Origin of the sequence: Paenibacillus alginolyticus DSM 5050 = NBRC 15375 (genome assembly GCF_000422905.1) — a bacterium.
Taxonomy (GTDB): domain Bacteria; phylum Bacillota; class Bacilli; order Paenibacillales; family NBRC-103111; genus Paenibacillus_E; species Paenibacillus_E alginolyticus.
Genome location: NZ_AUGY01000062.1, coordinates 1 through 23,539 on the forward strand (window position 1 = coordinate 1; position 23,539 = coordinate 23,539).

At 45.0% G+C, this 23,539-nt stretch carries 23 protein-coding genes and 1 pseudogene; 10 read left to right on the forward strand and 14 right to left on the reverse strand.

The features are described from left to right. Positions 1–4 precede the first annotated feature (4 nt). Both G519_RS0124710 and G519_RS44440 read right to left on the reverse strand, forming a co-directional pair. Positions 5–1,363, reverse strand: coding sequence for an IS4 family transposase (locus G519_RS0124710; protein ID WP_029196969.1), 1,359 nt, complete (start codon positions 1,361–1,363; stop codon positions 5–7). Between the two features lie 247 nt (positions 1,364–1,610). After that, positions 1,611–1,907 (reverse strand): DUF5316 domain-containing protein, encoded by a 297-nt coding sequence (locus G519_RS44440; RefSeq protein ID WP_036633726.1) that lies wholly within the window; start codon positions 1,905–1,907, stop codon positions 1,611–1,613. A 202-nt stretch (positions 1,908–2,109) separates the two neighbouring features. On the opposite strand from G519_RS44440, the gene G519_RS0124720 reads away from it, so the two are divergent. The 3 genes and pseudogenes from G519_RS0124720 to G519_RS47775 all read left to right on the forward strand — a co-directional run bounded on the left by G519_RS0124720 (position 2,110) and on the right by G519_RS47775 (position 4,852). Further along, on the forward strand, positions 2,110–2,922 hold the full coding sequence (locus G519_RS0124720; protein WP_029196970.1) for a hypothetical protein: 813 nt from the start codon (positions 2,110–2,112) through the stop codon (positions 2,920–2,922). A 121-nt stretch (positions 2,923–3,043) separates the two neighbouring features. Further along, positions 3,044–3,878 (forward strand): annotated as a pseudogene (locus tag G519_RS44450) (IS3 family transposase). 242 nt (positions 3,879–4,120) lie between these two features. Further along, on the forward strand, positions 4,121–4,852 hold the full coding sequence (locus G519_RS47775) for a DUF3105 domain-containing protein (protein ID WP_051253663.1): 732 nt from the start codon (positions 4,121–4,123) through the stop codon (positions 4,850–4,852). A gap of 17 nt (positions 4,853–4,869) precedes the next feature. Here G519_RS47775 and G519_RS0124735 read toward each other — a convergent pair whose 3' ends face one another. Beyond that, complete coding sequence (locus G519_RS0124735) at positions 4,870–5,652, reverse strand: helix-turn-helix transcriptional regulator (protein ID WP_051253664.1); 783 nt, start codon at positions 5,650–5,652, stop codon at positions 4,870–4,872. Positions 5,653–5,775: 123 nt separating this feature from the next. Between G519_RS0124735 and pyk the strand changes: the two genes are divergently transcribed. Continuing rightward, positions 5,776–7,188, forward strand: coding sequence for a pyruvate kinase (gene pyk, locus G519_RS0124740; protein WP_029196972.1), 1,413 nt, complete (start codon positions 5,776–5,778; stop codon positions 7,186–7,188). Between the two features lie 522 nt (positions 7,189–7,710). Beyond that, entirely contained in the window at positions 7,711–8,658 is a 948-nt protein-coding gene (uvsE, locus tag G519_RS0124745; protein WP_029196973.1) for a UV DNA damage repair endonuclease UvsE, read from the forward strand. A gap of 26 nt (positions 8,659–8,684) precedes the next feature. Here the strand turns inward: uvsE and G519_RS44460 are convergent, their stop codons facing one another. Beyond that, positions 8,685–9,548 (reverse strand): YihY/virulence factor BrkB family protein, encoded by an 864-nt coding sequence (locus G519_RS44460; protein WP_051253665.1) that lies wholly within the window; start codon positions 9,546–9,548, stop codon positions 8,685–8,687. Positions 9,549–9,608: 60 nt separating this feature from the next. Here G519_RS44460 and G519_RS53325 point away from each other — a divergent pair, with 60 nt between their 5' ends. From G519_RS53325 to G519_RS0124760, 3 genes are all read left to right on the forward strand, one after another. Next, on the forward strand, positions 9,609–10,853 hold the full coding sequence (locus tag G519_RS53325) for an ATP-dependent helicase (RefSeq protein ID WP_307720112.1): 1,245 nt from the start codon (positions 9,609–9,611) through the stop codon (positions 10,851–10,853). Then, on the forward strand, positions 10,808–11,941 hold the full coding sequence (locus G519_RS53330; RefSeq protein ID WP_307720111.1) for a 3'-5' exonuclease: 1,134 nt from the start codon (positions 10,808–10,810) through the stop codon (positions 11,939–11,941). The genes G519_RS53325 and G519_RS53330 overlap by 46 nt, the downstream gene beginning before the upstream one ends. Positions 11,942–12,185: 244 nt before the next feature. Beyond that, a complete protein-coding gene (locus G519_RS0124760) occupies positions 12,186–13,142 on the forward strand; it encodes a MerR family transcriptional regulator (protein ID WP_029196974.1) in 957 nt (318 codons plus the stop codon). Positions 13,143–13,334: 192 nt separating this feature from the next. Here the strand turns inward: G519_RS0124760 and tpx are convergent, their stop codons facing one another. The 3 genes from tpx to trxB form a co-directional block, all read right to left on the reverse strand. Beyond that, positions 13,335–13,859, reverse strand: a complete 525-nt coding sequence (tpx, locus tag G519_RS0124770) for a thiol peroxidase (RefSeq protein WP_029196975.1) — start codon at positions 13,857–13,859, stop codon at positions 13,335–13,337. Positions 13,860–13,939: 80 nt separating this feature from the next. Further along, entirely contained in the window at positions 13,940–14,251 is a 312-nt protein-coding gene (trxA, locus tag G519_RS0124775) for a thioredoxin (protein WP_029196976.1), read from the reverse strand. Between the two features lie 132 nt (positions 14,252–14,383). Next, positions 14,384–15,313, reverse strand: coding sequence for a thioredoxin-disulfide reductase (gene trxB, locus G519_RS0124780; protein ID WP_029196977.1), 930 nt, complete (start codon positions 15,311–15,313; stop codon positions 14,384–14,386). Positions 15,314–15,592: 279 nt separating this feature from the next. On the opposite strand from trxB, the gene G519_RS44470 reads away from it, so the two are divergent. Further along, positions 15,593–16,513 carry a peptidylprolyl isomerase gene (locus G519_RS44470; protein ID WP_051253666.1) on the forward strand — a complete coding sequence of 307 codons (921 nt, stop codon included), beginning with the start codon at positions 15,593–15,595 and terminating at the stop codon, positions 16,511–16,513. 50 nt (positions 16,514–16,563) lie between these two features. Here G519_RS44470 and pdaA read toward each other — a convergent pair whose 3' ends face one another. From pdaA to G519_RS0124805, 4 genes are all read right to left on the reverse strand, one after another. Beyond that, a complete protein-coding gene (gene pdaA, locus G519_RS0124790; protein ID WP_409372023.1) occupies positions 16,564–17,298 on the reverse strand; it encodes a delta-lactam-biosynthetic de-N-acetylase in 735 nt (244 codons plus the stop codon). Between the two features lie 132 nt (positions 17,299–17,430). Continuing rightward, a complete protein-coding gene (locus tag G519_RS0124795; protein ID WP_029196979.1) occupies positions 17,431–18,549 on the reverse strand; it encodes an HD-GYP domain-containing protein in 1,119 nt (372 codons plus the stop codon). Next, positions 18,549–18,977: a response regulator gene (locus G519_RS44475; protein ID WP_051253667.1), complete on the reverse strand. Its 429-nt coding sequence runs from the start codon at positions 18,975–18,977 to the stop codon at positions 18,549–18,551. The genes G519_RS0124795 and G519_RS44475 overlap by 1 nt, the downstream gene beginning before the upstream one ends. Further along, positions 18,970–20,520, reverse strand: a complete 1,551-nt coding sequence (locus G519_RS0124805) for a sensor histidine kinase (protein ID WP_029196980.1) — start codon at positions 20,518–20,520, stop codon at positions 18,970–18,972. Before G519_RS0124805 ends, G519_RS44475 begins: the two co-directional genes overlap by 8 nt. Before the next feature lie 161 nt (positions 20,521–20,681). Between G519_RS0124805 and G519_RS0124810 the strand changes: the two genes are divergently transcribed. Then, positions 20,682–21,317: a response regulator gene (locus G519_RS0124810; protein WP_036633735.1), complete on the forward strand. Its 636-nt coding sequence runs from the start codon at positions 20,682–20,684 to the stop codon at positions 21,315–21,317. Positions 21,318–21,363: 46 nt separating this feature from the next. Here G519_RS0124810 and lepB read toward each other — a convergent pair whose 3' ends face one another. From lepB to G519_RS0124825, 3 genes are all read right to left on the reverse strand, one after another. After that, positions 21,364–21,921 carry a signal peptidase I gene (lepB, locus tag G519_RS0124815; protein ID WP_127528048.1) on the reverse strand — a complete coding sequence of 186 codons (558 nt, stop codon included), beginning with the start codon at positions 21,919–21,921 and terminating at the stop codon, positions 21,364–21,366. A 35-nt stretch (positions 21,922–21,956) separates the two neighbouring features. Beyond that, the gene (locus tag G519_RS44480; protein ID WP_051253668.1) at positions 21,957–22,628 is read right to left on the reverse strand and encodes a hypothetical protein; all 672 of its coding nucleotides are present in this window, start codon (positions 22,626–22,628) and stop codon (positions 21,957–21,959) included. A gap of 76 nt (positions 22,629–22,704) precedes the next feature. Beyond that, positions 22,705–23,478, reverse strand: coding sequence for a hypothetical protein (locus G519_RS0124825; RefSeq protein ID WP_029196983.1), 774 nt, complete (start codon positions 23,476–23,478; stop codon positions 22,705–22,707). Positions 23,479–23,539 lie beyond the last annotated feature (61 nt).

The window sequence follows — 23,539 nt, forward strand, 5'->3', positions numbered from 1 at the left end:
TAACTCAAACTTCGCAGCCTGAAATCGGCAGATAAGCCTTGAGGTAACTGGGCAAACCGACAATCCATTGTTGTAGTTGACTTTTTATTAATTTCGAAAGTTTTTTGGATGCTTTTGTAGCTACTTCACTGATCAAATCGATCAGTTGCTGTAAGGCGACTACCCAATCCAAGGTGCTGACTTCATCACATAGCAAATAAAACAAACCACCAAGCGTTCTTTGGTCCGTGCTTTGTCGATGCTGCCATGCAAGCAGAATATAACGAGAAAATACAATCGTTGTATGACTAACGAGTAGGTCGTATGAAAGACCTTGAAACTCCTTTTGCAGGCGTAACATGGATTTTGCACACTTAAAGAAGACCTCAATATTCCAACGCATCGTGTAGGTACTAATGACTTCCTGAGGCGTCAAAGTCAAGTCGGTGGAGAGAATTGCTAGCCATTCTTTTTTCTTGGAGCGATGCCGAATAAATACCACGAGCACCGGTATTCCGGCGACCAATTCAGTTCGAATGCAGCGAAGAATATCGGACTTCTTTCCCTCAACTTGCGGGGCTACCAGATACAATTCCTTTAGGTTCAGGCGGATTCCTCCAACTAGGTAACGTTTGTTGTCATTTTTAATCATGCCAATGACATGGAGACCACGATCCAGGATTTCTTTTATGAGTGGCGCATGGGTGAACCAACTGTCCATTAAGGCATAAGACGCAGACGCACCAGCAGCTATGGCACGGTCTATCATAGACGCGATGACCTTTGGCGCTGAAAGTAGCGCTTCCTCGCGGCGTTTATAGCCGACGGTTCGTTTATCCGTCCATTCAGAGATGCCATTTATTTGTGATTTGACCGAGCTCAGCAAAGCAAAATCCATGGGAATAAACGAATGGCTGTCAGACCATCCCATCGTCAGCATACGGAAGCCTTTATAATAGGCTCCAGTGGCGTGATCTTTGAATCTTGCAAGCAATTCTACCGCTTTGCTGCGGTTACGATCAAACATGGAATCGTCAAAAATGAATGCGGTCACACGCTCGTCTGAGGTTAGCGTTTCGACTTTATGGATGGTTGCTGTGCTAAGGGAAAGGAGAAACTGTCGCCAAGCAAATTTGGTATGATTCAAAAAACGATAAACGGCGTCTTTGCCTGGAAATGATTCCGCTTTTTCACTTTGGAGCAGGCGAAACCAATTTTTCTGATGAAACAAAAGAACGAATACAAGCTGATACAGATAAGCAGCAGAATAACCAAATTTCTTGCTTATTTTTGCGTCTTTTAAGTGCTTTAGCACATGAAGTTCTTCGAATGCCGGTTTAATTTCTTTAGGCAGTTGATTGCAGGGCTGCTTTTGATCTATCATATAGAGGACACCTCTTCTGTGTGGTAGTGGATTGCTCGACACAATCACTATATCAAACGGAAGCGGTGTTTTCTATTTTTGCAAGAGATAGATTATTATCTTGAGTTAGCTATATATATCAAGGGGTTAAAAGCAATTTTGCTCTGCGAAGTTTGAGATACTAATCCTTTCAATTTTGCTTATGCGTCAGCCTTTGTATAGCGATATTATAGTTTGAGATAAGAGTTCTATTTTATTGTTGCCATTATTAAAAATTTTCAATTATGAAATATCCGATGATTGCAAGAGCAAGATTAACTAATCCTATCAATAATAAAACATTCATCCTAGATTGGCGAGAATCTCTACTTTCTGAGGTTTCCATAGTTAAGTTCCTACCCAGTCGATCTCCGCTTACAAACGCCCCAGAGAGTACTGCACCTAGAACTAATGCAGCAGCTCCCAATATTCCGGGAATTGTATAAATAAAAGACCAGTTCTGCGTTATAGATGAAATTATTAATGCAATCAAAACAGTTCCTATACCTGTATAAATGTACTTCACGGTTTATCAACCTCCATTTATTTGATAATCGTTCCATGTAATATTTTTATACTTTTACCTCCTGTATGTAATAAGGTAATTCTACCATAAAAAATAAAAAAATAAAAAATTTCAAAATTGTGGAACAAATTTAATATATTGGGTGTCTATAATATTGAGAACACAAATAATTATGCTCCGTAAAAAAAGGAGGATTTAAACTATGGTATTTAGAAAATTGGCAGTTATGTCTATTACAGCAGTTTTATCGATTTCATTTTTTTCAGCAGCTTTGGCAGCAGGACCTGAAGTTCAGGAGAGAGTTATTCAAGAACATAAAGAAATCAAAGATCCTGATAAATTGTGGGAAAGGGCAGTTCAAGGTATAGACGATTCTCCATATAAAGAAAGTAAAGCGACAAATACAGTTTCGGTGAAACTGATTAAAAAGGATTCCGCAGGGGAGATTCAAACCGAGGAAGCAAGCGATGTCACATCCGAAACTTTAAGTACAACTCAACTATTGAGTGTTGTCGAAAAGAATGGAGCAAAAGTTGAGAGTTATGCAACAACTACTTTTGCTGTTGTTAAAGGAAAAAATGTACCTACAAAAAAGCCTGGGGTTGAAGATTCTAATGTTTCCATATTGTCTTCGAGAGATGACTCTAAATGGGACGACACTATTGCTGTCAAAGCGTATTCTACAGTATATTGGGATAATAAATACGATTCGAATAATCTCCTACATGTTGACATGTACGGTGTAACAGGTGGATGGAGTTATGGTGGTGAAGGAAATTATACTTTATCCAATCGAAAGGTCACAAATGGACAAGTAGGTCCTTCTTCGTTTGGAATAACAACCTACCAGACTGCAAGCTTTTATCCAAGCACCAACACTTATAGCGCTGTAGTCCCGGATAGTTGGTACGGTGTAACATCTAGTAAATATTCATCTGTTGGATCAACTTCAGAAATTACAATTACAAGAGGGACAAGCTCTTGGCTTCTCAGTTTTCCTAATAGAATTTATTAACCTTTGCAAAAAAAAGAAGCACCTAGTATAAACTGGTACCCATAGACTGGACACTTTAAAAAAAGGTGTTTGGGCTATGGGTGCCTTTTTGTATACTGGAAGAAGCAACGGAGGGGATGACATGAGTAAGAAACGGTTTAGTGAAGCAGAGTGCGAGGCGTTATCACAAAATCAATATATTGCTAAAATCAGTGAAAAATCCATGACCTACATGGATGAGTTTAAACGGTTATTCATTGATCAATATATGCTCGGACAAACACCAAGAGAAATCTTTGAGGCTAATGGATTCGACATCGGTATCATCGGGATGACACGTGTGGAACAGTGCGCTGATCGCTGGAAGGATGAAGAAATTAGGTCTGGTCTGCCCTCTTCGTAAACCAAACCCATAAGGCTAAAGCCACGATGGAGCATCGAACGCTGCCTAACCTTTTACAGAGGGATTTTAGGAAGGAAGTACCAGGTCTTGCCCTCCTGACAGACATCACGTATCTGCCTTACGGCCTTTCGAAGATGGCTTATTTGTCGACCCTGTTGGATGCCTTCACAGGCGAGGTTCTGGCCCATAACCTATCCGATCGCCTCACACTGGATTTAGCGACAGATCTCGTAGATATGCTGGCCAAGCAAAAACGGATCCAACTGCCTAAAGGTGTTTTTATCCAATCAGATCAAGGCAGCCATTACACAAGTCCGACCTATCAAAAACTGTTGAAGCAATACAAACTCGGTCAATCCATGTCCAGACGGGGAAATTGCTGGGATAACGCCCCACAAGAATCCTTCTTTGGAATCTGAAAGACCATGTCGATCACCGGAATTGTCAATCGTTATCAGAACTGAAACATGAAGTAAACCGGTACATACGCTATTACAATAACCACAGATATCAGTGGGGACGCAAAAAGATGACTCCCGTACAGTACAGGAATCATCTTTTGTCGGTGGCTTAAGAACCTCAGTCCTTTTTTTATAAGTGCCCTTGACAAAGGGGCCAAATCAGAATGTGGCTCCTTTTTTTCTGTAGATATGAGGGTCAAACCGAGATATAAAAATTAGAGTACTGGACAGGGTCGGGTCCTTAGCCATAAAATTGAACGAGATCTTTAAGCAGAAATTGACTTCTAGCTAATAGTGAAACTACAATATGTAGTGTGGATAATTAAAAATTTATTCTAAAAGGAGATCATTTATAATGGATCATTCAACCATGCAGCACGGACCTGATTTTATGGCTATTTTGCTTTACATAGGCTTGGCTATTTTTATTTTGTCGATTATTGGCTATGTGTTGGCCGCAAAAGCGCACAAACAGAACACAAGCCGATTGAAAAAGGTGGAGAAACAGGCTCTGAAAAAAAAGCAAAAGACCTGGCTGCTTCTCTCTCACACTCTCGTTATTATCGCGATATGCTGTGTGGGAACCTCGCTTATTCAGCAAAATTCCAGCAAATACAGTATAGAAAAACTGAATTTTAATGCTCCTATCCAGGTCGTGACAGATAAAGATTACGGACGAGGGCATGCTGAGGGTACACTATCCTATGAAATGAAAATCCCGACTTCCGGTACACACAGTCCACATGACTTAAAGTTCGGTTTTTATAAGGACAGACCCTCTTATGAAATGCTTGTTCATAATTTAGAGCACGGAGATATCATTATTCATTATCGCCCTGATGCTCCTAAAGAACTGCTAGATCGACTCGACTATTTGACGCATTTCAAGAAAGCCGGTGCCGGTGTACTAGCTGTACCGAATCCAGATGTACCTAGCGATCAGGAGGTCGTTGTAACCGCATGGACGAAAACGATGCAGCTTACAAAGTTTGATGAAGCAAGTGTCGGGACGTTCATCTACCAGAACATTGATAAAGGCCCTGAGCAAATCCCTTCCGAAGTACGTCGCGGCGGCGGTACGATGTAAGTTCGTGTTATCTCGTACTACTTACGAATCGTTTCACGGTCGGATACTAAATCCGTTGGCACTAAGCCGGTTAAACGCCTGAATACACGGTAAAAATAAGACGGATCATTGTACCCGATGAACTCGGAGATCTCGGTCACTGACAGCGCAGAATGTCTAAGCATGTAGATGCCCGTTTTGATCCTAGTGGCATGGACGAACTCGCTGATCGTTTGACCTGTTACTTTGCGAAAAAGTGCCGCTGTGTAGTTCGGAGATCGGCTTATACACGCGGCAAGCTCGTCCTTGGTCACGTGCTCGCGGTAATGGTTCTGAATGTAACCTTTCATCTGCTCCACCAGCTGCGCAGTAGCGGTCGTTGTCGTATCTTGGTCCCACTCTCTATGGAGATGGACAAACAGCTCTTTGAGCAGCGCTTCACACAGCGTTTGGTAATAGGATTGCTTGTCCTGCCACTGCTGATGAATAAGGCGCAAACGATCGACAATCAGCTCATATTTACCCGTTAATCGGCTAGTATAATGCGGCAGCTGGAGAAGTGGGAACAGCTCATCTGATGGATCAGCGATGAATTGAACCACGTACTTTTCATGGATCTGGGTCGGCACACTCCTTCCATAAAAGGGAGTTTTGCTCGGAATGAGCAGCCATTGCCCTTTCTCAACTACCTGCTTCTTCTCATTGATCCAATACACACATCGGCCATACGTAACAAGAACGAGCGTCCAATTGAGGCATCCCTCCAGCTCTTCCTTGTACCAATTGCTGCTCTTGTCATACGTAAAGGTTATCACCTGCATAATGTCACCTTCCTGCATACTATAGTACATATATCATACTATAGTTCATAGAACTTCGGCTCATTTAAGCTTATAATGAAGCCAAAATTCATTCGTTACTATCGAAAGGAAGTCCTAACCACCATGCGTAAAACAAAAATCATTTGTACCATGGGACCCGCTTGTGATTCCGTCCCTACTCTCAAAGAATTAATTCGCGCAGGCATGAGTGTCGCCAGATTGAACATGGCTCATGGCGATTTAGAAGAGCATAGGGGACGCATTCAGCGCGTACGTCAAGCAGCTGCCGAGCTTGGGGTCATCATTCCTATTCTGATGGATATTAAAGGTCCGGAAATCCGCATTGGTCAATTGAAGGATGCTTCCTACGATTTGCAAAGCGGCGATCACATAGTGCTTACGACTGAACAAATTATCGGCGATTCCAGCCGTGTTTCTGTAAATTACCCTGGCCTTCCGCAGGATGTTAAGCCGGGGAATCTCATTCTTATCGATGACGGCTCAATCGAGCTTAGAGTAGAAATGATTGACGGTACCGAAGTTACTTGCAGCGTCTTGAATCAAAGTGTTTTGAAGCAGCGTAAAGGCGTTAATTTGCCGGGCGTGCGCACCTCTCTACCCGGTGTAACTGAGCGCGATGTGATGCATATTAAGTTCGGCGTTGAAGAGAATATCTCCATCATCGCGATGTCTTTCGTACGTAACGGAAATGATGTTAGAGAGGTTCGCGCGATTTTGGAACAGCATGGCGCAGCGTTTACGCCGATTATATCGAAGATTGAGAACGAAGAAGGCATGACGAATTTCGCTTCGATCCTTGAAGCTTCCGACGGCATCATGGTGGCAAGGGGAGATCTAGGCGTCGAGATTCCGACGGAGGAAGTTCCGATTGCGCAGAAAGACATGATTCGCGCTTGTAATTTAGCTGGCAAGCCTGTTATTACGGCGACGCAAATGTTGGATTCCATGCAGCGCAACCCTCGTCCAACACGTGCAGAAGTAAGTGACGTGGCGAATGCGGTGCTTGACGGCAGCGACGTAGTCATGCTTTCCGGCGAGACAGCCGCAGGCAAGTATCCCGTCGAGTCCGTGACGATGATGGCGACGATCGCCGAGCGCGTCGAGCAAACCATGGAGCGCAGCTCCTTGATCGACGCGCAGCTTCAGTCGAACAACGAAGTGACTGAGGTGCTGTGCCAAGCGGTCGTGTCATCCGCTAACAAGCTGCACGCTGCAGCCATCTTGACGCCAACGGAGAGCGGCTTCACCGCTCGGATGATCGCGAAGTACCGCCCGGAAGCACCGATTATCGCGGTGACTTCCAATGAATATGCGATCAACTACCTGAGCATGGTGCAGGGCGTGATCCCGATCCTTGGCGAATTCTGCGACTCCACCGACGCGATGATCCGCTCTGCCATCGGGCAAGCTGAGACACTCGGCTATGTGAAAAAAGGCGACCTCACTGTTGTCTCCGCCGGTATCCCAGTAGGGAAATCAGGAACGACTAACCTGTTGAAGGTTGAGCGGGTTTAGATTTGAATCATTCCGTCTGCTGTGTCCTTCCCCAGACTTATATGAAATGTTCTACAGAAGACACCTCCGGGTGTCTTTTTTTGTTAGGTGGCTTGGGAATTTGTGTTTAACTTGAAATTGTGTACGAGACGAAGGTTGCCTAGACCATCATGGGGAGCGCTAAAGTGACACTACCTGCATTTCGTACATCAAAATTATGGGTTTAACCCCTTTCGGAGGGAATTACTTGCAAAATGTGCAGCTAATTTCGCCCAAAAGGCTGAAAACCCTCGTTATCGGGATTATTTGATGTAGGAAATGCAGGTAATCTAAGCGGTACAGGTAGCTGAGGTGAAATTTGATGTAGGTTTTACAGCAAATTTGTTTAAACAGGCTCCACTTTGTACGTTCCAATGAAGAACTCAGCCTGAGCTTTTGCAATTTCTTAATCCTTTTACCCTCAGCTCCTCCCCTTCACGCTCGATATTACTCCCTTTTGGGCAGACTAATCAAGCTAGATGATGATGGAATAACGGAGGCCCTATGATTATCCGACTCGGATTCGTATCTATAGCAATGGCGATTTTCAATAATACACCTAGTTCCACTTTTACATATAAGCTATTCTCTCAGCGTCCGCGTGAAGAGGCTTTGCAGCGAGCCATCGAGATCGGACGCAAAAATCTCGAGGCGACTCAGCGGATTCTATACTATAATGCCGCTCATGGCATTCGCTTATTTCGTCTATCGTCGTCGCTCATTCCGCTAGCCACCCATCCGGACGTGCGGATTGATGTAGCTGCTGAATATAAAGATGAGCTTCGAAAGCTCGGCCAGTTCGCCAACACGCAGGGAATCCGACTAAGTATGCATCCGAATCAATTCACGCTGCTAAACGGGAGTGATTCGGTCGTGGAGGCTGCTATAAGAGACTTGTCCTATCACGCGGCGATTTTGGATGGGATGGGACTTGATGAATCTGCTATCATCAATATCCATGTTGGCGGTGTGTATGGGGATAAAGATACCGCCACGGAGCGGTTATTTACTAAGATCTCTGAGGTGCCCGAGCAAGCTATGCGGCGTCTTACATTTGAGAATGACGATAAAACTTACACATTAGAGGAAACACTGGCCGTGAGCAAAAGGCTGCAGCGCCCCTGCATGCTGGATTTGCACCATGATTGGTGCAACCCATCCGCGTCTTCCCCCATCGAACTATTGCCAGACATCGCTAAGACCTGGGGCGATATTCCGATGAAAATTCACGTCTCCTCGCCAAAGGATGCGAAAGAGTTCCGATCTCATTCTGACTACATTGAGCCCGATCAGCTCATCCCTTTTCTGAAAAGCTGCAAGGAGGCAGGCCTCCCCCGCATCGACGTCATGATTGAAGCCAAAATGAAGGATCTAGCCTTGTTCCGGCTGGCGGAGCAGCTTGGAAAAATTCGCGGCGTGAAGCGAGTGGATGGCGGCGTTTTGACGTGGTAGAACAAAAAACCGTTTCTGACCGTATATCAGAAGCGATTTTTATGCGTTGTCGTCTCCTTTTTATCCAATGGAACCGTATGAATCTGATTCTTCACATGCCTTATCGCATTAATTTCACCGCCGATGATAATGATGAGCGCCGAAATATAGAACCAAGTCATGAGCACGATAATGCCCCCGACACTGCCATAAGTGGCGCTGTAGTTGGTGAAGTTGTTGACATAAAAGGAGAAGCCGAGGGATGTTAATTGCCATCCAACTGCCGCGAATATCGCTCCAGGAAGGACGCTTTTGCAGGTCAGACATGTATTAGGCGCTATATAGTAAACCCCGATGAAAACCACAAATACGATGATGAAGTTCGCAATCCAGCGCAGGTTGTTCCACAAAGCCACTTGTTTCGTAGAAATCGGAATGTTGGCAAGCGTCCAATCCCCGATCCAATGCCCAAACACGCTAAGCAGCAGCGCTGAAGCGATGACAATGAGCATGCCCAGCGTCAGCATCACAGCAAGAAAACGCGAGTGTATGAAGCTTTTGCGCTCCGGCAGCCCGTACGCTTTGTTGACGGCAATGACGATCGCATTCATCGCGGCGCTGGCACTCACCAAGGCGAATATTATTCCGAAGGAAAGTGCGCCTCCTCTTTTGACATCAAGCAGATTGCTAAGCATTTCCTCGATCCAGCCGGCTACTGCCTCCGGAATATAGTCTTTAATGAGTCCCATGACATCATCCGAGGAGAACGGCAAATACCCCAGTAAGCTCAGAATAAAGAGTAGAAAGGGGAACAGCGATAGCAGAAAATAGTAGGCGCATTGTGCAGCAAGCCCCGTGGCATCGTGCTTTTCGAACTGCGTCCAAAGCAATTTTAAGTAAGATATCCCCATATGTATATAGTTCCTTTCATAGGTCTATAAATGTGATAGAATAGGTAGTCCAGTATTGCTATGAAACAGGTGATGATTTTGACTTCTCTTTCAATTTACCCTACACCATTAGGTACGAAACAAACCACAGAGCGACCTATCCCGCATGCGCGTATGGCGCTTTTAACGAATAGTTCCGATTTTGTGTCCGATGCCGATCGTGACGCTTACTTTTTTCGCGATTTGGAAAGCCATCAGATTCTGCTGAATGAAGCGCAGGTTCAGGCTGTGCGCCATTTCAAAGGTCCTTTGCTTACCCTAGCGGGTGCAGGTTCCGGGAAGACAACTGTTCTGGTTTGCCGAGTGGCTTATTTACTGCGTGTGCACCGGGTTCATCCGTCGAATTTGTTGTTGATTACTTTCTCAAAAAAAGCCGCCGAAGAGATGCGGGAACGCCTCACATCCATGCCAGGCCTTGATCATAGTATGACCAATACGATGCAGGTGCGGACATTTCACGCTTTTTGCCTCAGATTACTGCGAATGAACGGGTTACAACAAGAGATTCTGAGTGATGGCCGCTATCAGCAAATTGTCTTCAAACGCATCATGCTGGGCATGGGGCTGCAGGATACATATCAACCCGAAGTGCTCATTTCCTTGCTTTCCTCTTATAAAATGCAGCTGATTGAGGTTGAAGACCTCCCAGAAGGAACGGAAGAAGACAAAGAAGTGAAACGGATTTTCATGCAGTATGAGCAGTGGAAAATGGAGCAGCAGAAGATTGATTTTGACGATATTTTGATCAAAGCCTACCACTTATTGCAGCAAAATACCGATGTCCTTCGTTCGCTGCAGCGAAAATTCACTTATATCAGCGTTGATGAGTTCCAGGATACGAATACCGTGCAATACGAAATCATTCAAATGATTGCGAAGGACCACGAGAATTTGATGGTCGTTGGTGATGATGACCAGACGATTTATTCGTTTAATGGCGCGCGAAATGAATTTATTCTACAGTTTCATGAGAAGTATCCTGCTGCCAAGACGGTCACTCTTGATATTAATTACCGTTCTACTTCAAGCATCGTCGGCCTGGGGAATGCCATCATCACACACAATGTCCAGCGGAAGTCGAAGACCCTCCTCGCCACGAAGGAAAGTGATCGGAAGCCGCAATATGTGAAACCAACGAATAGTGACGACGAGGCCGATTGGTTAATTAACGATCTTCGGATTAAAGTAGCCGAGGGTGGCAGTCAGTATGGCGAGCTATTTTGTATCGGACAGCCAGCAACAGTCGGGCGATTATCGAGCAGTTGATTCTTCATAATTTGCCTTTTGTGGATTACGGTAGCAATGACTCCTTCTACGATCAGTGGATGGTGAAGCCGATTATTGATCACTTAAGGCTTGCCCATGAGCGGCGTAATTTCGAAGCTATAGAAGGTGTCCTCCCATCATTATATATAGGACGAGACCAAGGCATGCGGATTATTCAAGATCAGGAAGCGATTCAAGCGAAAAAGTGGCCGCTCATCCACCTGCTCGGACTGCCTCAGCTGAAAGATTTTCAGAAAGAAAAGCTCAAAAGTCGCATCCGGCTCATTAAATCGCTTGCTGAAATGAAGCCGCTCGCAGCCGTTCAGGCGATTCGCAAGGATTTCTATGATGCTTTCCTAGAGACGAACAAGCGCAGCAAGCTGACGCATCACAGAGAGATGCTGAAGGAAACGCTCGACGAGCTGGAATCTTCGGCCAAGCGGTTCGACAGCGTGGAGCAATTTCTTTATTTTATCCATGAGGTCGCGGAAAAACGCACCGAAATGAGTGCAGCGAGAAAAGATCATACCGCGAATAAAATTTCGCTCATGACGATTCATAAATCGAAGGGACTGGAATTCCCGATCGTGTACTTGCTCTGTGCGATCGAGGGCAATATGCCGCATAGCACGGCAATTGATGCCAGCCATCTGGACGATGTGAAGATGGCTGGCGTTGTTGGGCGCGACAAGGGAACCGCCGCGCTGGAAGAAGAACGGCGACTCGCTTACGTCGCCGTCACGCGCGCCAAGGCTGAGCTGCTGATCAGCTCGCCGGCGTTTTATCGCGGGAAGAAGGCGGAGCCTTCCCGCTTCCTGCTGTCCGCGTTCCCTGGCGCGGACCCTGTTGTCAGCCGCAAGCCTGCTGCGGCTGTGGATGTTGGTGCAGCAGCGGCGCGGCGCCCGGCCGCTGCGGGGAAGCCCGCCGCCGCGACTGAGCGGGTCGCGGCGTGGATCTGCGAGCAGGCCGGCTGCAAGGCCTGGTCGCGCATCTCTTCGCCGCAGGAAGCGAAGCTTGCGGCGAAGGCGTGCCCCTTGTGCAGCGCAGCGATGGTCAAGGGCAGCCGGATGGTTTCGCTCACTCGCTAGCATCGTTTGCATGTCTCCCATGGTAGAATACACACGTATCTGACCAGTTGCAGGGATTCAATTGAACTTCGATAAAGGATTTCATTCAAACCGGCGAGGCTGCAGCGGCCAGCTGGATTTACATGTGATAACGAAGAGCAGCAATCCTTTGAGGATGCTGCTTTTTTTATTTTACATTTGCGTCGATCAAGGTGTTTGTAGATCTAAGCTTCCCACATTATGATGTTAGTAAGGAGGTGTTCACATGGAGTTATGTCTAGAAGAGCTACTATCAAAAGCGAATGCTGAGGGGGATTACATTTCTAGAGATACATTTAGAAGCTTTGTCCGATACGGTCTTATCGTTCCCAATAAGAAGGGGCGTGGAAGAGGACGCGGTGTAAATACCTTTTACCATCATTCCGATATTGAGGCCATTCACGATATTCTTACACTAAAGCAGATCTACAACATGACGAGTTGGGAAAACATGATCTCTCTTTTATATGTGAAAGGCTTCCCCGTCCAGTGGGACAAGCTTCAAACGAGACTGCTGAAGTTTGCAGAAGAAATGAACGGTAAATTCGTATTCATTTCGGACCATCCGCAAGAAGTAGAGGAAGCAATACCTAACTTAACGGTGAAATTAAAGCGTCATGAAAAGCCAAGAACTCCGTCCCCTGAAGAACAGGAGGCTGCGCAGCAATATGCCTTCATCGCAAAGGTGATTACGGATTTATCAAAATCGAGAGGTATCCCTACCGTCCATGCTTTAACCTTTTTAAGACGTCTCAAAATCTTTGGACTTCCTGATTTCAAAGAAACCTTCGAAGAGCTTTTCGGTAATTTCGAGTTGTCTAAGCTTCGTAAGTCGGTTCTTGCCTGTAGTGAAGCGGATTTCTACCGCATTCAGCAAATCATTTTACAAAGCCTAAAACTATGGTCAGAAATTTCTGCTTTATACCCGGAAACTAGACATGTACCCTTTTTTGGAAAAGTGATAGGTAAGCTACACGATGGTTTCAAGACCGACGATTTATTTTCGAAACCAGAGTTTCTGCAGCTTGTAGTCCTTTCTCTCATCCATATCTCCAAAAAGCGAAAAATGGAACTTCATAAATTTTTGTTCAATCAAAAACTTACAAGAAGGGCCTTTCTCCTATTTCGCTATTTAGGTGCCCTCTCTAGTCATTCCTGGTCAGTAAGAAAGAAGGTGAAGTGATGAAGAAAGTTCATATCCATATCGAACGCAAGCTAGTTAAACTTGTACTCCCCGCGTGGCTTGCCCTAGTTATGTTTGTTTTGGCCGCAATCTCATTGAAATTTGGTTAGCTATCTGGCTTGTGCTATTCCTCACAGAAAACCCGCACCCCTAAGCTCTAAACAAGCCGCAGGTGCGGGTACAAGCATTCTTTTACACAAGTTCCTTCAAAGCATCTAAAGCCGCATCATAATTCGGATGCTCCTTCATCTCCATTAAATACTCCACATAACGAACGGTATTGTTCTCATCCAAGATGAATATCGCACGTTGATCAAGCTGAATCTCCTTAATCAACACGCCATACGCTTGACCGAAAGCTCGGCTTTTATAATCAGATAAGGTTACGACTTTATCAATGCCTGCTGCCCCGCAGAAACGACTCAGCGCAAAAGGAAGATCCACCGAAATCGTCAAAATGACAACATTGTCTCCCAGCTTATCTGCTTCCACATTGAAGCGCCGCGTCTGTGCATCGCATGTACCTGTATCCACGGAAGGGACGACCGAAATCAGCTTCACTTTGCCTGCATAATCCGATAGGCTTACCTCTGTCATCAGATCCTTATTCACTTTAAAATCTGGCGCTTTATCCCCAACCTTGATCTCCGGCCCCAACAAAGTAACTGGATTTCCTCCAACTGTTGCTACCCCTGTGCGTTCTTGTACCTGTGTCATATTCGTATTCCTCCTGTAATTTTGTATGTTTTATTTCATTGAGTTTCGTTGTTTGTTATGCCTTCTCGTTTCGTTGTTTGTTAGGCTTTCTCAATAACTGCTTTAAGCTTCTCTTTGGGCTGTACCCCAACCAATTGGTCAACCAATTGACCATCTTTGAAAATGAGCAATGTAGGGATACTCATGACGTTATATTTGGCAGCGGATTCTGGGTTGTCATCCACGTTGATTTTTACGATTTTGGCTGCATCTCCGATCTCAGCTGATAGTTCATCTAGAATCGGAGCAATGATTTTACAAGGTCCGCACCAAGGTGCCCAAAAATCTACGAGGACAATACCCGCTTCAATTTCATTGTTAAAAGTGGCATCGGAAATTTGTTTAACTGACATGGCTAATTCCTCCTAAAGGTTCTTTTATACAAGGATAAACGACTCCGTCGTCCTTCAGGGACGAACGCGTTTGTCAAGACTGATGACGCGAAGTGTAATAAAACTTATACTTTCTTATCTACTTAAAAAGCATTAAGCATGCTGTTCGGAAATATATCTCTCACAATCTAGTGCCGCCATACAACCGCTTCCTGCTGATGTAATCGCTTGGCGATAGATGCGATCCTGCACATCCCCACAAGCGAAAACGCCAGGTACAGTCGTTTGTGAAGTTCCGGGAATAACCTGCAAATATCCGAGCTCATCTGTTGGCAGCTGTCCGCCTAGGAAGCCAGTATTCGGAGTATGCCCGATCGCTAGAAAAATACCATCAGCTTCCAGCAGCTCTTCCTCACCAGTTTCGTTGTTAAGCACCTTAAGTCCAGTGACTCCAAGAGTTCCAGCTACAACTTCAAGCGGTGTCCGGTTAAGGCTCCAAGCAACCTTTTGATTGCCGCGAGCGTGATCCTGCATGATTTTCGATGCTTTCAGATCGTTACGACGATGCACAACGCGCACTTCGGAAGCGAATCGAGTCAAGAACTGTGCCTCTTCCATCGCTGTATCCCCACCGCCAATCACGATAATCTTCTTGTTCCTGAAGAAAAATCCATCGCAGGTTGCACAAGTGCTTACGCCTTTCCCAATATTATCGGATTCACCGGGGATACCCAGTTTCTTAGCCGTTGCCCCTGTGGAAATGATCAACGAGTCCGCTGTCAATTGCCCTCCATCCTCTAAGAACAAGGTGAATGGACGTTTGGACATGTCGACTTCAGTGACCCGACCTGACTGAATCGCAGCGCCGAAACGCATCGCCTGTTTGCGCATATTGTCCATCAGCTCGGGCCCCGTGATGCCGTCTGGGAATCCTGGGAAGTTATCTACTTCTGTGGTGGTAGTTAACTGCCCCCCAGGCTGGATGCCTTCTATAACTAGAGGTGACATGTTCGCCCTTGCCAGGTAAATCGCTGCGGTTAACCCCGCTGGTCCGGTTCCGATAATAATCGCTTTGTGATGCATAGGAATGCCTCCTTGGATGCTTCATGGTCAATTTATTTTCTATTTGTTAGCAATTTAATTTGAAACAACTTTATGAATGAATCATACCAATTCCATTTAACATTGTCAACAATTAATTTGTGTACAATATAATTAAATGGAATACCCCTTGCTAATGGCAGATTCAGCCTTCTATTCATCAAACTTTCAGTCAGCTTTCAAGTAGGCTTCAGTTTCAATCGGCATAATAGGCATCAGGTCAAGTCATTCCAATTACTGAAACCGAAGGGAGCATTCATAATGAATAAACATATATCAGCAAATCGTACAAGGAAATGGGTATCTTCTCTTCTGCTGCTCAGTCTTATCGCTTATCTCATCGTCTATCCTCCTCTTAAGAAAACCGATCAGGCATCAGCAGCAGCAGCAGCCGTAGCTAAGGTTAATGGTGTCAATATCAGCACGGACCAGCTCTATAAAGCCATGCTAGTAAGTGGCGGCCAGCAGACACTGGACTCTTTAATCTCTGATGAACTTATTAACCAAGAAGCACAGAAGACGGGCATTCAAATCACAGACGAAGATATTCAGAAAGAAATCTCATCCATTCAAAGTTCCTATGCTTCTAATGATGAGTTTCAGCAAGCACTCACCTCTTACGGCATGACATTAGACGATCTAAAGAAAAATATGAAATCTCAAGTTCTCTTGAAAAAAATTCTAGAACCTCAAATTACGATTTCGGATGATGAAATCAAACAATATTATGATCAAAATATCGAATCATTGAAGGTCCCTGAGCAAATTCAGGCTTCTCACATCTCGGTCACGACCAAAGAAGAAGCGGATGCCATTCTCGCTGAGTTGAAAAAAGGTACGGACTTTGCAACGCTTGCCAAAGACAAATCCCTAGACACTGCAACCAAAGATACAGCCGGAGCTCTTGGTTACATCTCTAGCGGTAAAATGGAAGCAACCTTCGACACCACGGCCTTCGCCTTAGCTGTAGGTGAAACAAGCAGTGCCGTTCAGACAAGTACTGGTTACGACATTATTAAAGTAACGGACCATAAAGCGGCCTACACACCTACACTAGAAGAGAAAAAGGAGGATATTAAAACAACATTAACCAACCAAAAGTTGTCTACCCTATCTACTACATGGCTGCAAGTGAAGAAATCTCAATCGACGATTGAGAACTATTTGAGTAAAAGTGCTTAAATGTTGGTATACAAAAGAAGGATGCCCCTCCTGGGCATCCTTCTTAGCTTTTATGGCGTCCGACTTTGCATCTCATCGAGACTCTTGAACTGGTATCCCTTACTCTTCGCATCGTCAATGATTCTTGCCAGTGCTTCCGTGTTATCCTTGGACACCGAATGGAGCAAAATGACGGCACCTGGATGCAGCTGGGCCATCACACTTTTGTACGCATACTCCCAGCCTTTCTGATGCTTCGGCTCCCAATCGCGGTAAGCGACGGACCAAAATACGTTCGTATAGCCAAGTCCCTGACTAACAGCTAACGATTGGCCGCTAAATATCCCCCGCGGCGCGCGCAGATAGCGCATCTCCTTTTGCCCAGTAAGAGCGCTGACTTCGGTTTTCACTTGATTCAGTTCTTTCTGAATGCGCTCTGCCGATATTTGACTCATATCCGGATGACTCCAAGAATGGTTGCCGATCAAATGACCTTCCTGGGCCATCCTCTTTAACAGTTCTGGCTCCGTCTTGATATAATGCCCCGTCACGAAGAAAATCGCGGGTACCTGCTTCTCCTTCAGCACGTCTAGAATCTTACCGGTATAGCCCTGCTCATAACCATTATCGAAGGTTAAGTACAATTCCTTGACAGCTGGATCCCCTGTAAAAATAGCCCCTCGCTGCTTCAAAAGGCCTTTGAAGCCTTCTTCATCAATCGATGGAGGCTGTCCGTTTACGCTTTTCTTAAACCCAAAATGATAAGACCCATCAGCAGATGCCATCGTCGCTTGCCCGAGTAGCATGGCGAGCACGATCGTCAGAATTCGCATATACTTCACGATTGAAGATTCACTCCTTGCCTTCTGTGGATTGGTACAGTCAACATAGACTGTTACTAATATGCCACATGTTAGACGGAGATTATGTGTTCTTTTTCAATCGATCACTTTCCCAAAGGCATCTACAATGTCAGCTCGAAAAGCATGTCCGACTAACTTCTGAATTTCAGCGTACGCTTCTCTCGGCGACGTGGCCTGTCGATATGATCGCGGCGTTGTCATGGCAAGGAACACTTCCACCAAGCCGAGCATCTGCGAAAGCAGCGGTATCTGATCACCCGCGAGCCGATACGGATAGCCGGTGCCATCTACTTTTTCATGATGATATAGGAACGCTTTCTCGACCTCTTGAAAATCAGGGATACCCTCGCATAACTCCTTCGCCATGAAGCAGTGCTCCTGCACCACTTCGAACTCAAACTCTGTCAATTTCCCTTCTTTTTCAAACATATAATCCGGCAGCTTGACCCTGCTTACAAAATGCAAAAGTGACAATAAATCGATCTCCCAATCTTGCACACGCAAGCTTCCGTATTCATTCACAAGTGCTTTGAGCAGAACACTCATTTCACCGATTTCTTTACGCGACGTTTGCGTTTTCCGTTCTCCAACTGGGATGAAGCATTGCAAAATGTTGATCACTTGCTGTTTTTGCTGCTGAAAAGCAGCGGCCTCGACGCGCCGTTTATGCTGATTAAAGGCTGTAATAATAATCCCGCCTAAGATCACGCAGCCTAATGCATAGACACCTTTTGTCGTCGCCATAATAATCGGAGAGAACCCATCGTCATTCCCATACGTAGGACCAAAAATTTGAAAGAGTAAGAAATACAGTGAAAAAATGACAGAACCAACTACATACACCTTAAATTCCACCAATAAACTGAGCATAATAGGGAAAAAGATAAGGGCAACCCACATCTGCTGCAAAGCTACAGGGTTGTACAGTGTGATAACAACAATCACCAAAAATAGTAAGGATGGGGTTATCAAATTCGTATATGGACTGTCTTTCGACATACTTTTCTGAATCGCATACATCCCCCAGGCAAAAAGGGAAACCGTAAACGAGGTCATCATATACAGCTTAGATTCCGCGTTGCTGCTAACCAACCAGTATGACAAGCCGCTCAGTGTACAGATAGAGGACATACTGCCAATGATCGCCATCAATAGCTGATGGACAGGCAGTTGGCCGAATCGTTGTAAATTCATTATAGTGAACTCCTTCTAGTATCTGGTTGATCGCTGTTGTTTTCCTTCGGGCGGAAAATAGAGGCACCTTTCATGACATCCTCGATGGTGGATAGAATCATTTCCGGACTCGTATCCTTCATCAAATAACCGTCAATCCCCGCGTTGAAAGCCCGATAGATATCCTCACTCTCATCAACAGCTGTTAAAATAATAATTTTCATTTGCGGATTCCTAAGTTTAAGAGTCTTAGCCCCTTCAATAATCGAAGTGCCAGGCATCTTCAGATCCGTTAAAAGAAGATCGGGCACTAACGCTAACGACTGCGCAATCGCTTCATTTCCGTTCGTCGCCTCACCCGTAACCGCGTAACCCCCACAGCTGTTGAGTAAAATATGAAGACCTTCTCTTACGATACAATGGTCATCGGCAATGACTACTTTATACATAGGCAATGCTCCTCTCACGTGGAATGTAGGCTGTAACCGTCGTGCCCATGGCAGCTTCGGAATGAAAAGAAATCGCTCCATTCAAGGCTTTAATCCGATTCTCCATGCCACTCAGCCCGAATCTCCCCTGCTCGTACACCTCGGATGTCTGCATGCCGATGCCATCATCCTTAATGGTAATCGACCATTGCACACTCGTGACTTCAATCCTCACATGGATATGTTTGGCTTTGGCATGTTTAATGACGTTGTTGGCTGCTTCCTCTACCAAGTGGTAAATCGCTTCTTCGATATCTAGCTGCTCATGCGCTGTCCAACCTATGTTCTCAAAGATCGGCACCACCTCGGTATGTTCAGTAACACGGTGCAGCAGCTTCTCAATAGCACTATGGAGATTGAATTTTCTCTTCTCATCCTTAAGCTCGATGATGAATTGTCGAATATCACGATGACTTTCTTTCACTTTTTTCTCAATCTCCGTCACATAAGGAAGCGTCTCCTCGCGAACATCCGGGGGAAGCGCATTTTTCAATTGAAACAGCTGAATCGAGATGAAGAACAGCTCCTGAGCGATACCATCGTGAATATTTTGAGCTATGGCATCGCGTTCGAGGGCGACAGCCGTTTCTTGAGCATCCAGCAATTCCTCGTTGACGAAATGGAAAGCTTCCAGCTTCATGAGGATAAATTGAATATAAATTTTGTGTAAAATAGACAATTCGTTCTTGCCTGTTCTTACAAGCAGCCAGCCATACTTTTTCCCACTACGATCCAGAATGACTTGTACGTAGTAAGGCACAGCTTCTCCTGTAGGCGATGGTAATTGGGTGTAAATCTTTTGGCTATGCGGCCTATTTTGTTTCATATAATTCGTAAAATATGTATGCTTCCAACTTTGAACCTTTTCGTAACGAGAGGCACTTTCCACGCAAAGGATAACTTCCCGATCATCTAAAAGACGCTGCAGCAGTTCCTCTACATAGGAAATCATTCCTTGCTTCATTGGCTGTATGGTCATGCGACGAGAAGAATAGATCATGACTAGCTTACGAAATTGCTTTCGTACATTTTGCTGTACGTAGTGTATTAGACTTACTAAGCAAAAGAATGCAAATACGAGAAATCCATAATCAAAATGAACCATCACGTATTTATATATGAGAACACCTGATGTCATAGCGAACAGAATTGGGATACTGGCTGTATAAAATAATAGGATCGGATAGTACTGTCTCCAGCTTACAAATAATTTGACCATCAAGAGACCTGTAAAACAATAGATCATGAACGGACTGGAGAGGCCGCCTGTCAGCCCAAGCAAATAAATCCCAAAGCATACATCCGCTACAGCGGCTGTGATCGCTACTTTTCTGCGCATTTTATTCAACTGCAATAGACTGTATATCGTCTGAAAAAGAACCGCGGCCAACAGCAGTCCGGGCGTTACACCGCCATCCTTTGAATAAAGGATGAGCCCCGACAGCAGTAAGACCCATCTGCAGCCAAAAAATAAATATAAGCCCGTTCGGTTATGTAAGGACATGCCCAACTTCTCCTAAACTTTATGAATTCTTAATGGTCTTTTGGCATATTTTGTTATACAATGGAGCCAATTGATTAGAATGGGTAAATAGTAATAGGTATTTTGTACTATTTTAGTATAACATAGCTGAGATCTTTTTGGAGGGAACCCGCTTGGTTAATATGATTATCCTTGATGATCACCCGCTTGTTCGCAAAGGAATTCGCACGGTTGTATCATCCGGCCAATCGATGAATGTTGTTGGGGAAGCCGCGAATGCGAAAGAGGCTCTACGGCTCCTTGAGCAGACAAAGCCTGATCTTGTACTCGTTGATTTAAATTTAGGAAACGAAAATGGACTGGACTTGATTCGAGAGGCTCGACGGTCGGGACATACTTGCAAATATATCATTTTAACCTCATCGGTGACTCGAAGTGAGCTTCAATTAGCCCAAGCTTTACAGGTTGAAGGCATCTGCTTGAAAGAAGCGTTTCCCGAAGATTTGTTATATGCGGTTGAGAGCGTTGCCCGTGGCCGTAAATACTATGATCCTGTCTTAATGGGATCTATGATGGGCGAGAAATCCCGCAGCGAAGAGCAGGAGCTATCTGAATTAACACCCAAAGAGCTAGAAGTCCTTATGTCTCTTGGCAAAGGACTTTCCAATAAGGAAATCGCCAGCGCCCTCTACATAACAGAATTTACGGTAAAAAAACATGTGAGTCAGGTGTTAGCCAAATTAGTTTTGGCTGATCGCACGCAAGCCGCCTTATATGCCCTATCCAAAGGACTCGTGCAGTTCGAAATGCAGCGATAAACACAAGGAAAGATCCGTCGGGATAACCCCGCCGGATCTTTTTGCCTTATAGGTCAAGCGGTTCCGCAATCTTGTGCATAGGAAATAATGAGAAGATCGCATAACCCTTCACATCTTTGATATGAACAGGCCCTAAGGAAGGATCCCGACTGTCTTTGCTCTCACCCAAATTCCGATTATCTCCGACAACGAACAGGTGTCCGCTCGGGATTGTCTGCATCGCCATATCTTCCGACTTCCCAGCTGTATACAGCTCTGGCATCGGAGTTTCGTTCACGAAGATGACACCATCACGAATGAGTACGCGATCTCCTTGAACAGCGATAACACGTTTGATAATGCTAAAGCCTAGTCGCTCATCCTTAATGACGACGACATCTCCATATTTGGGCGTTGAAAAGAACAACGATATTTTATTCATCAGCAGTATATTGCCGTTCTGTAAGGAAGGATTCATGGAATTACCCGAAACTTTCGTAAGCCCAATCATGTTATTAATCAAAATAAAGGCCAAAGTCAGAAGTAGAATGAATCGAATCCAACTCCATACTTCACTTTTTTTCCTGACTGCAGGCTGTCTAAGCTCCAAGATTTCTTCCGTCATCACTGCTCGCACCTCAATCTCAGAAGTCTGTCCAATTATTGTTTGTTATACGTTACATTAACCACGGTTGCTGGTTTGGGTTGATGTCCATAGACATCATCCGTTACTGCTGGCGGCTGTGGCGCAGGAGCTGGTACAGGTACTGGAACAATTACAGGTGGCTGAATAGGTCCTGCTGGCGCAGGCAGCGGAGCCGGTGCCACTGGCGGCAGAACCAAGATAACCGGCGGGCTAGGCGTGAACACGAGCGCAGGCGGGACATAGCTGTTCGCTAATGTATCCATCGCCCCCTGTGCGCTATCCACAATCGCTTGAAGCTTATTCAAGATCTGCTGACGATCTTGTGCGGTCTTGATATCCGTACTGGCGAGCAAAGATTGCGCATACTGTCCAAGAGCTTGGAGACGAATTCGCTTCTGTTCCTCCGTGAATGATTCCAAGCTTCTGGAAGATGCTTCTAGTCGAAGCTGCAATTCTTTCTTCAACCGTTCCTTCTGCGTTTCGGTCTCTGACTTCATCGATTGATCCAAGCCTTGGATGACTTGCTCTGTTTTCTTATTGAACCAAGCAGCCATGGAGCCCGCAATATCAATGTCCGCATAGGAAATTCCGGCCGATGCCGTAAGTACAACAGTTAAAGAAACAATTCCAGCTGCGACAATCCGTTTGGATTTCAGGTTGCGTTGCTTTTCATTTCTGGTGACCATTTTAATTCCTCCTTCTCCTCATAGTGAATAAAAGTAAGCTTGAGGCCCCGTCACCGGGGCCTGTTCGCCTATGTTATTATTTCAATCCGTTGATTACGATATTTTCTAATGCTGTTTTACCAGCAGCTTCAAGGGAAACACCTTTTTCATTGATGCCTTTTTTGTTTGCTTCTTCCAAAGAATCAGCAAGAGCTTGAAGTTCTGCTAATTTAGCTGCGATTTTTGCTGCTAAGTTGTCTTTAATTTCTTGGGATGCAGCTGTTCTCTCAGCAGCAAGCAATGTGTTAAGTTCTGTTTTGGTAGCTTCGATTTTCGTAGTCAAAGCAGTTGCTGCTTGAGATTGAGTCGTACCTACAGCCGTAGTCAAGTTGTTTACGGACGTTTTACCTTGGTCATTAACATCTTTCGTAATGTCTAATTTGGCTACAAAACCAATACCATCAACTACACCGTTGTTAATAGCGTTCGTCCCATTAATAAAACGGTCATACTCGCCTGGCATACTGCCTTTGATACTTCCATTTTGACTATCAATAGCAGCCGTGTAAGTGTTCAGTTGACCGTTGATGGAACCTTGTACACGAGTTGTTTCAGTTGTACCTGCTGTTTTTACATCATTCACTGCTGAGTTATTGATATTTTTGTAATCCGTAACCATTTTTTCTTTGTTAGCAGCTACATAGCTTGCAACGTCTCCAGCGATTAATCCTTTGGTGATAGCTGATGCCGAGGAGTACCAGCTTTGAAGTTGGCCGCCAGCGTCTGTTGCTGCGAATGCTGTACCCATACCTGCTACTAAACCTGTTGCAATAACACCAATGGCTAATTTACTTTTCAATGCTTTCATCATTCATCAATCTCCCTTAGAATAGTATATTGTTTCATTGCATTCACCTGAGGTGAACCCATAA